This is a genomic window from Hydrogenophaga soli (genome assembly GCF_054777695.1).
In genome coordinates this window covers 52,559-68,154 of the sequence record NZ_BAAHAK010000001.1, presented here as the reverse complement: position 1 = coordinate 68,154, position 15,596 = coordinate 52,559, and the positions used below count along the sequence as shown (strand labels likewise).

Sequence of the window (15,596 nt, the reverse complement as noted above, 5' to 3'; positions counted from 1 at the left end):
CGCCCATGATGGGCCAGTACCTGGCCGCCAAGGCCCAGCACCCGAACACGCTGCTGTTCTACCGGATGGGTGACTTCTACGAGATGTTCTGGGCCGACGCCGAAAAGGCCGCCCGGCTGCTGGACATCACCCTCACCACCCGCGGCCAGTCGGCAGGCCAGCCCGTGGTGATGGCGGGTGTGCCCTTCCACTCGGTGGAAACCTACCTGGGTCGACTGCTGAAAATGGGCGAATCCGTCGCCATCTGCGAACAGGTGGGCGAAGTCACCGGCAAGGGCCCGGTGGAACGCAAGGTGGTGCGCGTGGTCACCCCCGGCACCGTGACCGACGCCGAGCTGCTGGGCGACAAGACCGAAAACCTGCTGCTGTCCATCCACGTCGGCCCCCGCGCCACCCTGGGTCTGGCCTGGATGAGCCTCACCCAAGGCCTGATCCAGCTGGCCGAATGCCCCACCGACGAGCTGGCCGCCTGGGTGGCCCGCCTCGCCCCCACCGAGCTGCTGTACGGGGCCGACGTCACCCCCGCCTTTGAGCAACGCCTGCAGGCCCTGCCCGCGCTGCTGGCCGCCAGCACCGGCCCGGGGGCGCGGCTGTCGCTCACGCCCCGCCCGGCCTGGCAGTTCGACCCCGGCCTGGGCCGCCAGAAGCTACTGGCCCAGTTGCAGGCCGCCAGCCTGGCCGCCTGGGACGCCGAGGGCCTGAACCTGGCCCACGCCGCCGCCAGCGCCCTGCTGGACTTTGCCGAGCACACCCAAGGCCGCACCCTGGCCCACGCCACCCGGCTGAGCGTGGCCCGCCCGCAAGCGCTGGTGCACCTGCCCGCCACCACCCGGCGCAACCTGGAGCTGACCCACACCCTGCGTGGCGACACCGCCCCCACCCTGTTCAGCCTGCTGGACACCGCCCAGACCGGCATGGGCAGCCGCGCCCTCAAACACTGGCTGCTCAACCCCGAGCGCGACCGCCGCACCGCACTGGAGCGGCTGGCCGCCATCGGCTGGTTGCAAGGTTTTGGCACGGGACAGGGCTTGGCCGCCTTGCGCCAGGGCCTGCGCCACTGCGCCGACGCCGAACGCATTGCCGCCCGCACCGCCCTGCGCCAGGTGCGCCCGCGGGAACTGGTGGCCCTGGGGCAGACGTTGCAACGGTCGCTACACATTTCAGAGCTGCTTGCGCTTACAAATAAAGCGATAGAGGCCGATTTTTCTTCAATCCATGACGCCCCACCGCTGCTCCAGCGCCTGGGCACGGCCCTGTGGCAAACCTCGCTGGCCGACTGCGCCGCGCTGCTGCACGCCGCGCTGCTGCCCGAACCCGCGGCGCTGGTGCGCGACGGCGGCGTCATCAACCACGGTTTTGACGCCGAGCTGGACGAGCTGCGCGCCATCCAGACCAACTGCGACGGCTTCCTGCTGGACCTGGAAACCCGCGAACGCGCCCGCACCGGCATAACCAACCTGCGGGTGCAGTACAACAAGGTGCACGGTTTTTACATCGAGGTGACCCAAGGCCAGGTGGACAAGGTGCCCGACGACTACCGCCGCCGCCAGACCCTGAAGAACGCCGAACGCTTCATCACCCCCGAGCTGAAAGCCTTTGAGGACAAGGCTCTGAGCGCCCAGGAACGCGCCCTGGCCCGCGAAAAATGGCTGTACGACGAATTGCTGCAGGCCCTTCAACAGCATGTCCCCGCCCTCACCGAACTGGCGCAGAGCCTGGCCGCGCTGGACGCCCTGGGTGCCCTGGCCGAACGGGCGCTGGCACTGAACTGGTGTGCGCCCGAGTTCACCCAGCAGCCCGGCATCGAAATCCGTGGCGGGCGTCACCCGGTGGTGGAAGCCCGCCTGGCCGAGGCCAGCCGCGGCAGCTTCATCCCCAACGACACGGTGCTGCACGGCAAGGCCCGCATGCAAATCATCACCGGCCCCAACATGGGCGGTAAAAGCACCTACATGCGGCAGGTGGCCGTGATTGCGCTGCTGGCCAGCATGGGCAGCTTCGTGCCCGCGCAAAGCTGCCGCCTGGGGCCGCTGGACGCCATCCACACCCGCATTGGCGCGGCGGACGACCTGGCCAACGCCCAGTCCACCTTCATGCTGGAGATGACCGAGGCCGCGCAAATTTTGCACAGCGCCACCCGCGAAAGCCTGGTGCTGATGGACGAAATCGGCCGCGGCACCAGCACCTTCGACGGCCTGGCCCTGGCCAGCGCCATCGCCAAGCACCTGCACGACAAGGTGCAGGCCCTCACGCTGTTCGCCACCCACTACTTCGAGCTGACCGAGTTCCCGGCCCAGCACCACGCGGCGCAGAACGTGCACGTGAGCGCCGCCGAAAGCGGCAGCGACATCGTGTTTCTGCACCACATCGAGCCCGGCCCCGCCAGCCGCAGCTACGGCTTGCAGGTGGCCCGCCTGGCCGGGGTGCCGGGCACCGTGGTCAACCACGCCAAACACGCCCTGGCCGCGCTGGAAGACCACAGCGCCGCCGCCCAGACCCAGGTGGACCTGTTCGCCCCGCCCCCGCCCAGCGCCACCCCCGAACCCAGCGCCGTGGACCAGGCCCTGGCCACCATCGACCCCGACACCCTGACCCCGCGCGACGCCCTGGAAGCGCTGTACCGTTTGAAAAAGCTCTCTAAATCCTCATAGGGGGCATGGTTGTTGCGTGAAGGTTGGATGAATTCCTCACAAAGGAGACACCACCTTGAACGCAAGCACCCAAACGGTGCCCTCAGCGCAGCGCCTGCTGCGCTACATGCCCACCGTGGTGCAACAGCACCAGGAACTCCAGTTGGTGGAGGCCGCGTGGGACAACCTCTCGCTGCTGTCGGCGCTGTCGCGCCTGACCTCACAGGCCTCGTCCGGGGCCGACCTCAGCCGCGCCCGACGCGACTTTTCGGCCCTGTCGGCCGACATGGTGCGGGGCCTGTCGCAACAAGCCCTGGGCAATGCCCAGACCGAACTGGACAACAAGGCCCAGGTGGCCATCGACATCCTGGTGCGCAACCTGTTCGAACGCACCGCCGACATCGGCTTCCTGGCCAGCGACGAGGTGCTGACCGCTTTTGCCGCCCGGTTTGCCACCCCCGCCACAGACGACCCCACCCGTGACCACGCCCCCCCACGGGAGGCGGTGGAGCAGCGCCTGGGCAGCTATGTGTCGTTCTACTCGGTCTACCGCAGCGCCCTGCTGTTCGATGCAGACTTGAACCTCATTGCCCGCCACAGCACCGACCCGCACGCCCTCCCGCCGCAGGCCGCCGCCCATGAGGACGACCACGCCTGGCTGCGCGAGGCGCTGCACAGCAGCGCCCCCTACACCGAGCGATACGGGCGCTTGCCCAGCGTTCACCCCGAACGCCCCAGCCTGGTGTATGCCAAGGCATTGACCCAGCACGGCCAGACCGTGGGGCTGCTGTGCCTGGAGTTCAAGCTCGACGACGAACTGCCCGCCATCTTCCAGATGCTGCTGGGCGACGTGGAACAGTCCTGCACCGTTCTGGCCCTGTTGGACAGCCAGCACCGTGTGGTGGGCTCCAGCGACGCCCTGCAACTGCCCCCCGGCTGGCCCGTGCCCAAGATGGCCCAGGCCCGCAGCGGCGTGGTACGCCACATGGGGCGCGAATACCTGGTCAGCTGTCGCGTCGCCCAGCCGTTTGAGGGGTACGGCGGCCCGGGCTGGCAGGGCCTGGCGCTCATCCCGCTGGAGCTGGCCTTTGACCCCACGCAGGACAACGGTGCGGCCTCGCCGCTGATGAACGAGGTGGCCAGCCACCCCGAGTTCCTGCACGGTGAACTGCGGCAGATTCCCCCGCGCTCCACCGCCATCCGCACCGCGCTGGAGCGCTCGGTCTGGAACGGCCTGATCGACGTGATGCGGCTGCAAGGCCAGCCCGGCATCGGCCCCAGCGACGTGTTGTTTGCCCAGACCCTGTTGTCGGAAATCGGGGCCACCGCGCAAAAGACCGCCCGCGCCTTTGCCAGCGCCTTGCAAGACCTGCACCGCGCCGTCATCCAGGCCCGCATCCACAACGCGCAGCACCGCGCCACCGTGGCCCTGCAAATCCTGGACCGCAACCTGTACGAACGCGCCAACGACTGCCGCTGGTGGGCGCTCACCCCTTCGCTGGTGCGGGCGCTGGTGCAACCCGGTCCGGCCACCGCCGCCCTGGCCCATCAGGCGCTGGTGCGCATCAACGCGCTCTACACGGTGTACAGCGCGGTGGCGCTGTTCGATGCCCAAGGCCGCGTGGTGGCCACCTCCCGCCCCGACCTGCAAGACCGGGTGGGCCAACCCTGGCACGGCGAGTGGGTCAGCCGTTGCCTGCAACTGCCGCCTCACGCCTACTGTGTCAGCACCTGGGGACCCTCGGGCCTGCTGAACGCCGAGGCCGACCCCGCCACCTTCACCTATGCCGCGGCCCTGCACCCGACGGGCCCCGCAGGCGGGCACCCACCGCGCGCGGTCGGCGGCATCGGCCTGGTGTGGAGAGGCGACCAGCAAATGCAGGCCATGCTCGACGACAGCGCCCACGGCTGCGGCCCCCGGGACAGCCTGGCCTTTGTCAGTGCCCAAGGCGTGCCATTGGCCTGCGCAGGCGCCCCCCTCACGCCTGCTCAGGCCCACCAGGCCGTGCAAGCCGCCGCATCCGCCCAACACGAGGGGGTGACGGAGCTGGACGGACACCTGCACGGTGTGGGCTTGACCCGCGGCAGCGGCTACCGCGAATACCGCGCCCACGACCACGCCTACCAGCACCAGGTGCAAGCCCTGATGCTGGCCCACCTGTGCAGCCGCCAGGGGCTGGAGCCCGATGCCCGCTTGCGCCACCGTCCGGCCCGGCGCACCGCGCCTGCCGGACGCTCGGGCTGGACCCAGTTGGCCACCTTCTGGGTGGGCAACCATTGGCTGGCCATTCCGGCCACCTGGGTGCGCTTTGCCTCACCCGACACCACGGTGCTCAGCGCCGGGAAGCCGCGCCCCCCGCTGTCCGGGCTGGTGGAGCTGGCCGGGCAGGTGTACCCCGTGATCGACATGCAATTGGCCGTGCAGCCCCCGGGCCCCGGCCCTGCGGTGGACCGTGCCGTCAGCCCCCGCCGACAGCTGGTGGTGCTGGCCCTGGCCCCCGCGTCCCCGCCCCACCCATCGGGCGACCCCATGGAACTGGTGCTGCGCGTTGATGCACTGGACACCATCCTGGACGTGCCCGAGCAGGACATCAAACACCTGCATTCGGGCAACACCTCGCACGCCATGGTCCACCAGGTGGTGGGAATTCCGCTGGAACCCGCAGCCGACGCCCCCCAGGCCCCACCCCCGCAAGGCCTGCTGATGGTGTTGTCCCTCGCCTGGCTGGAGGATGCCTGGCGAGGACGGCCGGTGGACTGGGGTCTGCCCCCCGGGGGTTGACGGGCTCCCCTGAACCCGGTGGATCGTTCATTCCTGCCCGACCACCGCACCGACGCCGGGCCGGACCACATCAGCACCTTTCGCAAGATGCACGGAAAGCCGCCGGGTGGGAATTCGTGTTGCCCATGGTCGTCGGAGGACTGATCGGCAGCGAGGACATGCGGTTGCTCCTGATTTATTCACTGGGTAACTGTTACATGTCAAGTAACATTCAGCAACGCACAACTGCATATATCTCACTTGAACACCTCAAAGAAATTTACAGAAAAACAGAAATTATTTGTCAAGGGGGTTTACACACAGGAAAAACTCAATACTTACGCTACAATGAATTTCGCCAATTGAAGGCAAGAATGGCAAGAAGCGCGAGACTGTCATGCGCAAAACGTGTGTCATACTCGCCTTCAAACAGATGAACATCCCGTCCATCCAACGCAAGATTATTACGTGCGGATGTTTGTTCTATTTTTCCACAAAGGGAGAAAGTCATGAAAAAGATGTCTTGCGCCATATTGGCGCATGCTGTATTTGCTGTACACAGCGCTGTTTTTGTTGTGGGTGCATTGGGCCTGCAGGCCCAAGCCAGTGCGCAATCGCTGTCACCCCAAGCACAAAAGTACCAGCAGATGTGCCAGAACGTCGGCGGCTACTTTCAGACTGGCACCGTGAATGCACCGCCCAACAGCGACTACCCACAAGTCACCAACTACAAATCTGGCAAAAAGCTCAACGGGATTCCACTCTCACACACGCACATTGAAATCACATCAGCCCTTGATGGCAATGTGTACGACGTCGCCATAGACAACGTTTTTGCAAGCGACTACAGCCCCAAAAAATACAGCGTTCCAAGCTCGTATGTCAAAGGCATCCAAGGCGGAGCCAATCTGTATTTGTGCAGCGGCAATCCCAGCAAAGTCCCCTACTCAGAAAATGAGGGCATGGCCAGTCAGGGGTTTGACTGGGTGCATACCAACTGCGTACAAAGCGGGTACTCCAGCACATTTCAGAACGGGTTCATCTATAACGATCAGGGCGTGAACCTGACCAACAGTCAAACCTACTGCTATTTGTGGCCATCCAAATAAGCAGCGTCATCTGAATCCCGTCATCTTGCTGCAGAGCCGAGGCTCTGCAGCAGTTGCTGTCTTGATCACAGCGAAAATCAATTTATGAACACACGCACAAAAGTCATCATCGACACGGATGTCGATTTTGACGATTACATGGCCATTGTGTATCTGATGCTCAACCCTCAAATCGAGGTGGTGGCGATTTCCGTCACGGGTTGCGGCGCAGTGCATTTATCCAAGGGAGTGAAGAACGTCGCCAACTTGCTGACATTGTTCGGCAACAGCGCACTCAATCTGCCCGTTCTGCGCGGAGCATCAGCACCACTGAGCTATAGCAATGTCTTTCCGGCAGACGTGCGCAACGGCGCAGACATTCACTATGCAGCACCGTTCCCTGCGACGAATTCTTCTGCCGTTATTCACGACGCACAACGCTGGTTGCACGATTTTTTCATCCACAACGATGAACCCATCACCATCCTGTCCATTGGCGGCGGCACCAATTTCGGCACATTGTTTCGCACGGCCCAGCAAGACTCCACCCTCAAAGCGAAGCTGAAAAGCGGCATACAGCAAATCGTCATGATGGGCGGCAACATCCTGCCACGCTACATCACCCCAGGCGCAATGGGCAACATTGAGTCAGCCTTGGGCAACAATGTGATTTACCGCAACACGGTCGCGGAATGGAATATTTTCATTGATCCATTGGGTGCGCAGCTGATGTTTGAATTTGGCGTTCCACTGCGCTTGATTCCATTGAATGCCACCAATGATGTGCCCTTGGATCAGGGCTTTGTGAATGCGCTCAAAGCCATCGATACGCCTGCAGCCAAATTCCTCTGCGACGTGCTGGCATACCCCGACAACGCCGCAGGGATTGGCACCTATCTGTCGTTTTGGGACCCGCTGGCGGCCTGTGCAATTGGCGTTCCATCGCTGGTCAGCACCCAGGTGTTCCCATTGTCGGTCTGCCAAGAACTGAACGAAGAAGACGATCAGAGCGCCAGCCTGATGGTGGATGCGAAACACGGATCACCCATCGACGTTGCCATTTCAGCCAACAAGAACGCTGTTTACAGCGAATTTCTGCGCGTCATGCAACTGCCCAACACCTGACGCAATTGCGGGCGGCGCACCAATATATTTCCAACCAGAAAGGGAGAAAGCGAAATGCTCCAACGTTCCATTAAAACCTGCATGCAGTTCGGCTGCATTGCACTCGTGAGTGCATCAGCCAGCTCATTTGCGGCCGATGCACACAAACCTGCCAACACGTGCACGGGCACTTATCCAAGTTATTGGCAAGACATTGCGCCAAAATTCGCGGACATGTGGAAAGGCCAAACGGTCACCAATGCGCCAACTGGCGCATATTCCGGACCAATCTTCAAACTCTCCGACGATTATCCGCGTCAGCCTGTCAACGACAAAGCCCATCAACCTTGGCGTTCTTCCAAGTTCGATCCATTGTTCGACCCCGCCACCAACCCCAAAGTGAAAGAAAAACTGGCCAAAGAATACGGTTGGCTGGTTTACAACTACATTCTGGCAGGCAACATCAACCGCCGCGGACAAACAGACTTTGATGTTTGCGAAAATCCTGTCCGCCCGTGGTACCACATCGCCTTCCAAACCTATGATCCGCTCAGCGGACGCGAGTTTATTCACGGTTTGACACGCGAAGCCCCTGTCACGTTCTCGATCAAATCCGGCACCGGAACGGCGGCCACCACCATGTGGGCGGTTGCCATTTACAACGCCACCGCTGCCTACACCCTGGGAACGGTCTGGCAAAAAGACGGTACCGCCAAAATTCCGACGGCCAACATCCGCTTCGATGAAGGCGCTGTGATTGGCAAACCTTTGTTCAACACCGCAACGCTGGATCAACTCCCTGTGCTGGCCAACATGCCACGCTGGAATGCCAACATTTCTGACCCGACGTTCTGCCAAACACCGGACAACGCAACAATGGCGGAACAATCCAGCCTCTGCCCGCGCAGTTACGCCAAATGGAACGATGTCCGCCTGATGCAGTTCGACATCTCCGTCGCTGATTCCCGCGCAAAAAGCACGGGCTGGGTGTACGGCACTTTTGTGGCCGACGGCCTGCGCAAAGCCAAGGTCAAAGACGAGTGGCAGCGTGTCAGTTTGTTGGGCTTGATGTGGGGCAACGACACGCCGCCTGACGGCCAATTGGCATACAACTACCCCCCCAACCCGCGCAAAAACGGCTTCAAACAAGAAGTCATTTTCTGGGATGTGGTTGATGAACTGAACTCCCATGGCGGTACTGGCACCGTGCAGCGCATGGGGCATCTGGGCTCCAACCAACGCCTGAATGGCCCTGCCGACAATGCCAACAGCTCCTGCATGTCCTGCCACGGCACGGCTTCTGTGCCTGACTCCACCTACACAACCCCACCCCTGTTGGCTCAGTTCTCGGCCATGACCAAACAATCCGTGGCACCCGTCAACGGATTGACTGATGTGGGCCAGGATCGCAGCGGTGCAGCAGCCACCGTGCAAAATGAGGTGACGTTCAGCGAAATGGATGCCATCTATTTCGCCAATGTGATGGCTGGCACATCGTTCAACATGACCACCAAAGGTGGGAAGAATGTCATGGGCGAAGGTGTACCAGCCTATCCCAACCCGGCACAAAAACAATGGATTGCATTGGATTATTCCCTCCAACTCTCCATGTCACTGAAGCAGTGGATGCAGTGGAAAGCGGATCAAGCCGCTCAAACACCGCATGAAAAACGGAAATTCGTGAAAGCCCTGCGCCGCGCCGAATAATTCACTGTCCAGCGCTGACCTGAAACACCGGACAGCCACTGTCCGGTGTTGCTCCGTCAAGCCCCCGCATGGGGGGGTTTGACGGGCTCCCCTAAACTCGGCGGTTTTCCATTTCCTGCCCGGCACGGGCAGCCACCGCCCCCATGACTTACTGCGTCGCTGTCAAACTCAACGCCGGACTGGTGTTCCTGTCCGACTCCCGCACCAACGCCGGGCTGGACCAGATCAGCACCTTTCGCAAGATGATCGTCTACGAGAAGCCGGGCGATCGCTTCATGTGCCTGCTGTCGGCGGGCAACCTGAGCATTTCGCAGTCGGTGCGCGAAATCCTCCAGGTTGAAAAACTCAAGGACAACGACGAAGACGAACCCATCACCATCTGGAACGCCAAAAGCATGTTCGACGCCGTGCGCGTGCTGGGCTCGGCCGTGCGCCACGTGTACCAGCGTGATGGTGCCGCGCTCAAGGCTGCGGGGGTGGATTTCAACGTGTCCATGATCTTCGGCGGCCAGATCGGGAACGAGGGCATGCGGCTGTTCCTGGTGTACTCGGCGGGCAACTTCATCGAAGCCACGCCCGAAACCCCGTTTTTCCAGATTGGCGAAAGCAAATACGGCAAGCCCGTGCTGGACCGCGTCATCACCCCCCACACGCCGCTGGACGAAGCCGCCAAGTGTGTGCTGGTCAGCATGGACTCCACGCTCAAGTCCAACCTGTCGGTGGGCCTGCCGCTGGACCTGGCGGTGTACGAGGCCGGGGCCCTGCGCAGCGACAAGATCACCGTCATCGACGAGCAGAACCCTTACTTCCGCATGGTCCACACCACCTGGGGCCAGAAGCTGCGCGAGGTGTTCGACAGCATCGAAGACCCCACCTGGGACAACGCCCCCACCGAGGTGCCGCTCCTGTGTGACAGCGCCCGCAGCCAACCGCTGCGCAAAATCAGCAACGAGTCCGAAAAACTGATTTGAAAGGCCCTGCCCCGTGACCCCACGCCCCCTCGTCGTCTTCAGCCACGGCAACAGCTTTCCCGGGGGCACCTACACCCAGGTGCTCCGCGGCCTGCAAGGCCACGGCTTTGACACGGTGGCGGTGGACCGCTTCGGTCACGAGCCGCGTTATGCGGTCACCAGCAACTGGCCGAACCTGATCCAGCAACTGGCCGACCTGGCCGACCGCGCCATCCGCGCCCACCCCGGCCCGGTGTTCCTGTTGGGGCATTCGCTGGGGGGCATCGTCAGCCTGATGTGTGCGGCCCGCTTCCCCCAACTGGGTGGCCGGGGGGTCCAGGGCGTGGTCATGCTCGACTCCCCCGTGCTGGGCGGCTGGAAGGCGCAAGCGCTGGCCATGGCCAAGCACACCCAGGTGGTGGGTGCCCTGTCCCCCGGGGCGGTCAGCAAGAAGCGCCGCCACCAATGGCCCAGCGCCGCCGAGGCCCTGGCCCACTTCCAGCACAAAAAGGTGTTTGCGGCCTGGCACCCCCAGGTGCTGGCCGACTACATCACCCACGGCACGGAAGACGCGGCCCTGCCCGACGGCAGCACCCACCGCGTGCTGCGTTTCGACCGCGACGTGGAAACCGCCATCTACAACGGCCTGCCCCACCACCTGGACCGGCTGCTGCGAGAGCACCCGCTGACCTGCCCGGTGGCGTTTGTGGGCGGCACGCAGTCGGTGGAAATGCGCCAAGTGGGCATGGCCTTGACGCGCCAGCTGGTCAACCCGGAACAGCACCCCGAGCGGCTGCGGATGATCGAGGGCACCCACCTGTTCCCCATGGAAAAGCCGGTGGAAACCGCCGACGTGGTGGCCGACGTGCTGCGGGGGTTGATGGAGCGGTAAAACCGCGTCAGCGCAGCGCGGTCGGGTCGGTCAGCAACACATCCACCACCCCGTAACGCCCGGGCGACTCGTGGTAGGTGGACGGGTAGTCCCGCAGGGGGGCGTCCCCCATGCCGTCGGACAGCACACGCGCCACGACCTGCCGAACATGCTGGGCCAGGGCCTGGGCATCCCCTCGAGGCAGGCGCTCCTGAAGCAGGGCCTCGGGCAGCTGGGCCAGAAAGGTCTCGCGGTGTGAGGCCCAATGCGCCAGCACGGCGGCGGTGTCGAAACTGCCCGCCACCACCCGGATCAGGGGCACGGTGACCGTGACGGTTTCCTCGCCCAACTCACCGTCCACACGCACCTTGAAGGCGGTGGGGTGGGTGGTCAGGTTCCAGGTCCGGTTGAGCCGGTCGTTCGCCAACTCCCGGGCCACCACCGCGTCCAGCTCGGGGTTGGCCGCCAGCAGCGCCACCTTGCGCGCGTGCAGACGCTGGCGGGTGGCCTCGGCGGTGCCGGGGGCCGACATCTCCGAGCGGATGGACGCCAGCTCGGCCTGTGATGACGGCGCCGGTTTGAAGGCCATGGCCACCGCCACCCCCACGGCAATGGCCGCCACCGCCAGACCGACCGCCCCCCAGGGAAAGGCCTTGGACACCGAAGGCAAACGCGACGCGGCCCGGGGGGAACGGGTTGTTCGCACCGGTGCACGCCGGGCTGCGGGTGACGATGCGGCTGCGGGGGCTTGCTGCCGCCTCAGCTTGGCGTCGTAATCGGCCCGTTTGGCCGGGTCGGACAGCACCTCGTAAGCACTGGCCACCTGAGCCGCCTTGAGGGCGGCGGCCTCGTCGCCCGGGTGGCGATCCGGGTGGTGGCGCTGCATCAGGCTCTTGAACGCGGCGCGAATCACCTCCGGACTGGCCTTGGGGCTGACTTCCAATGTCTCGTAGTGGTTCACGACGCGGCCTTCAGTTCACGCGTTCAAAACGGGTCACCGAGCCATCGCGCTCACGCAGCTCAAAACGGGCTGGCGACACGCTCAGGATGGGGTTGGTGTCGTGCATCACCCCGGAGTCGGTCCGGAACGTCCACACCAGCGTGCGGTCCTGCAGGTGCCAGACGCCGTACTGGAGGGCCTCGGCCCCCGACTCGGAGCGGATCTCCCACTCACCATTGGCCAGCAGCTCGATGGGGCGCGTGGCCAGCCGGGTGGATTTCCAGCGCCCGACGAACTGATCCGCCGTCCAAGCCGGTTGGCGGGAACAACCCACCTGCCCCAGGGCCAGCACCAAGACCAGCGCGGCCCCGACCAGGCCCCACAGGCGGCGGCCCCTCATCGCCTCAGGATGGACTGCCAATGCTCCCTCTCCTTCTCCAAACGCCGTTGCTCGGCCTCTTCTTTGGCCCGTTCGATGGCCCTGAGGCGCTCGTCTTCGCGTTCGGCGCGCAGGCGGGCCTGTTCTTCGGCGCGCCGCAGGTCCTCGGCCACCTGCTCACCACGCCGCCGCGATTCCTCCAGGAAGCGGCGTTGTGCTTCTTCCGCCTTTTCCTTTTCCCATTGGGTGGTGCGCTGCTGGTTCTCGGCCTTGCGCCGTTCGGCCTCCAGCAATTCCATCTCGGCCACGTTGGCGGGGCGCACGCCGTGGGTGTTCTGGTAGTCCTGCAACGCGGCCTTTTCGCTGGCCTGGGACTCCATCTGCAGCCGGTCCACCTGGGTGCGCGAGGTCATGCACCGCGTCAGCGCAAAGGCACTGACGCCCACAATCACCAGCAAACCCACCGCCCGCGTGAACAGCTTGGCGTACTGCATGGCAGCAGGTTCCGCCGGCCGCGCCAACTGCGACTCCAACCCCGCCCGCAGCAGCATGGCGTCGGCCCGCAAGGCCAGGGCATCCGCCCGCAGCGACAAGGCCTCGGCCTGGACGCTGGCCGCATCGGCGGGCAACGGCGCCAGCGACAGCGCTTGCGCGGACGGAGGCGATGACGATGGTGTGCTGGCAGGACGGGACGCGGCCAGCTTGGCGTCGTAGCTCAGCCGGGCCGCCGCATCCGTCAGGGTGCTGAGCGCCAGGCGCAGCACCTGCAGACGGTCGTTGAACTGATCGCCCCCCAGCCGTTCCCGGGCCTGCTCCAGCTGGGTCAGCCGGTCCTGGTAGGCGTTCTGGATGTCTTCGACGGGGGCATCTTGCGCGATGCCCAGAATGTCATACAGCGACCGTTTGGTGGCCATGGTCTCACTCCCTTCTGCGTTTCACCGTGGCGCCTGTCACGCCCCTCAGGCCTTGAACACCCCGCTCAGCAACTCCGGCAGGCGCTCGGGCGGCATGCGAAATGCCGACGCCTGCGGGTGCCCCCCGCCGCCCATGCTTTGCGCCAGTGGAATGACGCTGTAGCCGCGCACCGAACGCAAGCCCACCTTCACCAAGCCCTTGCTGTTGAGCGTCCACACCACGGCAAAGCTGCCGCACTTTTCGCTGAGGATGTTGCCCACCAGGCTGTGGAAGTCGCTGTTGGCGTTGACCATCAGCCCCTGTTCATCGTTGAAGGTGATGGGCCGGGCGTCTTCGGCAATGGCCTGGGCCAGGGCCTTGAACTTCTGGTCCATGGCCTGCCCGCGGGTGACGAACAGCGCCAGCGCCTCGCCGTCCAGCCGGGCCACCTCGGACCAGCGCTCGAAGGTTTGGGGCTCCAAGTCCAGTGCCGACAGGTAGGCCGCGCTGTCGGGCAAGGCCCAGTGCCACAGGTCGCGGTCTTCGACCATGGCGGCCAGCAGGGGCACGTCCCGCTCGGGGAAGAAGAACTCCCAGGCCAGCCGGGCACCGCTTTTGCCCATGTCGAAATGCACCACGCCGCAACGGCAGGCAAAGCCGTGGAGCTGGTCGGCCGCGCTCTGGTGGTGGTCCAGCACCACCAGCCGGGCCGCACGCTCGTCGATGGCGCTCAGCAGCTCGGGCGGCAGCGCAAAGTCCAGCAGGTAGATGCTGCGGCCCGTCACGTCGGGCAAGTCGGCCAGGGAGCGCACATCGCCGTGGTCCAGGCCTTTGAACTCTGGCTGCACCCCATGGGCGGTGTAGTAGGTCCAGGCGGCCAGTGCGGCGGCAAACCCATCGGGGCAACCTTTGCCGTGAAACAGCACCAGGGGCTGGGGGTCGGTGGGGCTGGGGGCCACATGCAGACGCAGCGGCAACAGGGTAGAAGAAGACTTGCGCATGGGGGCCATTGTCGCTCGGGCCCACAACCCGCCGCCACCACACACCAGGCCCACACGCCAAAACGGATCACGGCGCACCGGAGCGGGGCTCCCCGTCCCCCACACGCCCCAACTTTGGACACAAAGCACCACTCAAATTGCATACAACCTGACAAATGCATTGAATTCAATGCTGGCATGGGCTTTGCAAGGCATGGGGCATGAGCCCCGCTGCCCCCACCTCCCCCGCGTCGCTGGAACTGGTGTCGCTGACCAAGCAATACGGCCCCGACGCCATCGCCGTGGACGGCATCAACCTTCGGGTGGCCCCCGGCAGCTACTGCTGCCTGCTGGGCCCCTCGGGTTGCGGCAAAAGCTCCACCCTGCGCATGGTGGCCGGGCACGAGAGCGTGTCGGAGGGCGACATCCTGCTGGGCGGGCGCAACATCACCGACCTGCCCGCCGCCCACCGTGGCACGGCCATGATGTTCCAGAGCTACGCGCTGTTCCCGCACCTCAGCGCCTTGGACAACGTGGCCTTCAGCCTCAAGGTGAAAGGCGTGGCCAAGGCCGAGCGCCTGGCCCGGGCCGACGAACTGCTGCAACGCGTGTCCCTGGGCCACCTGGCCCACCGCAAACCGGCGGAGCTGTCGGGCGGGCAGCAGCAGCGCGTGGCCCTGGCGCGAGCCCTCATCATGCAGCCGCAACTGCTGTTGCTGGACGAACCCCTGTCGGCCCTGGACCCGTTTTTGCGGGTGCAGATGCGCGCCGAACTGCGGCGCTGGCAACGCGAGCTGGGCCTGACCTTTGTGCACGTGACCCACTCCCAGGAAGAGGCCATGGCCCTGGCCGACCTGATGGTGGTGATGAACCATGGCCGCATCGAGCAGGCCGCGCCGCCGCAAGAGGTGTTCAACCGCCCGGCCACCGAGTTCGTGGCCCGCTTCATGGGCGGCCACAACGTGCTGGCCACGGCCCAGGGCAAGGTGGCCGTGCGCAACGACCGCATGGCCGTGACCCCCATCAGCAGCGCCACCCACACCGCGCCCAGCACGCCCCACCTGCCCGCCACGGTGACCGACATCGAGTACCAGGGCAGCTACGTGCTGCTGGGCCTGGCGGTGGACAACACCGCCTCGCAGCAGGTGAACGTGAGCCTGCCCGAAGCCACCTTCCTCCAGGCGCCAGTGGAACACGGTGCCGCGGTGCACCTGGGCTGGCGCGAGGCCGATGCCCACCCCCTGCCCGCCTGACCGGTTCCCCGTTTTCCAAGCCCTTTTTCCACCACCCGT

Annotated in this window: 12 protein-coding genes; 8 read left to right on the top strand and 4 right to left on the bottom strand. The window is 64.8% G+C overall.

The genetic code is table 11. The annotated features are described in order from the left end of the window. Positions 1–5 precede the first annotated feature (5 nt). From mutS to ACYVB7_RS00275, 7 genes are all read left to right on the top strand, one after another. Complete coding sequence (gene mutS, locus ACYVB7_RS00305) at positions 6–2,651, top strand: DNA mismatch repair protein MutS (protein ID WP_460505100.1); 2,646 nt, start codon at positions 6–8, stop codon at positions 2,649–2,651. A 55-nt stretch (positions 2,652–2,706) separates the two neighbouring features. Then, positions 2,707–5,412, top strand: coding sequence for a chemotaxis protein CheW (locus ACYVB7_RS00300; RefSeq protein ID WP_460504531.1), 2,706 nt, complete (start codon positions 2,707–2,709; stop codon positions 5,410–5,412). A gap of 488 nt (positions 5,413–5,900) precedes the next feature. Further along, on the top strand, positions 5,901–6,500 hold the full coding sequence (locus ACYVB7_RS00295; RefSeq protein WP_460504530.1) for a hypothetical protein: 600 nt from the start codon (positions 5,901–5,903) through the stop codon (positions 6,498–6,500). Positions 6,501–6,584: 84 nt separating this feature from the next. Beyond that, positions 6,585–7,604: a nucleoside hydrolase gene (locus ACYVB7_RS00290; protein WP_460504529.1), complete on the top strand. Its 1,020-nt coding sequence runs from the start codon at positions 6,585–6,587 to the stop codon at positions 7,602–7,604. 54 nt (positions 7,605–7,658) lie between these two features. Next, positions 7,659–9,290 carry a hypothetical protein gene (locus ACYVB7_RS00285; RefSeq protein ID WP_460504528.1) on the top strand — a complete coding sequence of 544 codons (1,632 nt, stop codon included), beginning with the start codon at positions 7,659–7,661 and terminating at the stop codon, positions 9,288–9,290. A 143-nt stretch (positions 9,291–9,433) separates the two neighbouring features. Continuing rightward, the gene (locus ACYVB7_RS00280) at positions 9,434–10,261 is read left to right on the top strand and encodes a peptidase (protein WP_460504526.1); all 828 of its coding nucleotides are present in this window, start codon (positions 9,434–9,436) and stop codon (positions 10,259–10,261) included. A 13-nt stretch (positions 10,262–10,274) separates the two neighbouring features. Continuing rightward, complete coding sequence (locus tag ACYVB7_RS00275) at positions 10,275–11,132, top strand: alpha/beta hydrolase (protein WP_460504525.1); 858 nt, start codon at positions 10,275–10,277, stop codon at positions 11,130–11,132. Positions 11,133–11,139: 7 nt separating this feature from the next. Here ACYVB7_RS00275 and ACYVB7_RS00270 read toward each other — a convergent pair whose 3' ends face one another. From ACYVB7_RS00270 to ACYVB7_RS00255, 4 genes are read right to left on the bottom strand one after another with little or no spacing between them, the layout of a single operon-like run. Further along, on the bottom strand, positions 11,140–12,072 hold the full coding sequence (locus ACYVB7_RS00270; RefSeq protein WP_460504524.1) for a J domain-containing protein: 933 nt from the start codon (positions 12,070–12,072) through the stop codon (positions 11,140–11,142). Between the two features lie 10 nt (positions 12,073–12,082). Beyond that, positions 12,083–12,472 (bottom strand): hypothetical protein, encoded by a 390-nt coding sequence (locus ACYVB7_RS00265; RefSeq protein ID WP_460504523.1) that lies wholly within the window; start codon positions 12,470–12,472, stop codon positions 12,083–12,085. Beyond that, complete coding sequence (locus tag ACYVB7_RS00260; protein WP_460504522.1) at positions 12,448–13,344, bottom strand: hypothetical protein; 897 nt, start codon at positions 13,342–13,344, stop codon at positions 12,448–12,450. Before ACYVB7_RS00260 ends, ACYVB7_RS00265 begins: the two co-directional genes overlap by 25 nt. Positions 13,345–13,389: 45 nt before the next feature. Next, on the bottom strand, positions 13,390–14,325 hold the full coding sequence (locus ACYVB7_RS00255; protein ID WP_460504521.1) for a DHH family phosphoesterase: 936 nt from the start codon (positions 14,323–14,325) through the stop codon (positions 13,390–13,392). A 200-nt stretch (positions 14,326–14,525) separates the two neighbouring features. Between ACYVB7_RS00255 and ACYVB7_RS00250 the strand changes: the two genes are divergently transcribed. Then, on the top strand, positions 14,526–15,557 hold the full coding sequence (locus tag ACYVB7_RS00250) for an ABC transporter ATP-binding protein (protein WP_460504520.1): 1,032 nt from the start codon (positions 14,526–14,528) through the stop codon (positions 15,555–15,557). Positions 15,558–15,596 lie beyond the last annotated feature (39 nt).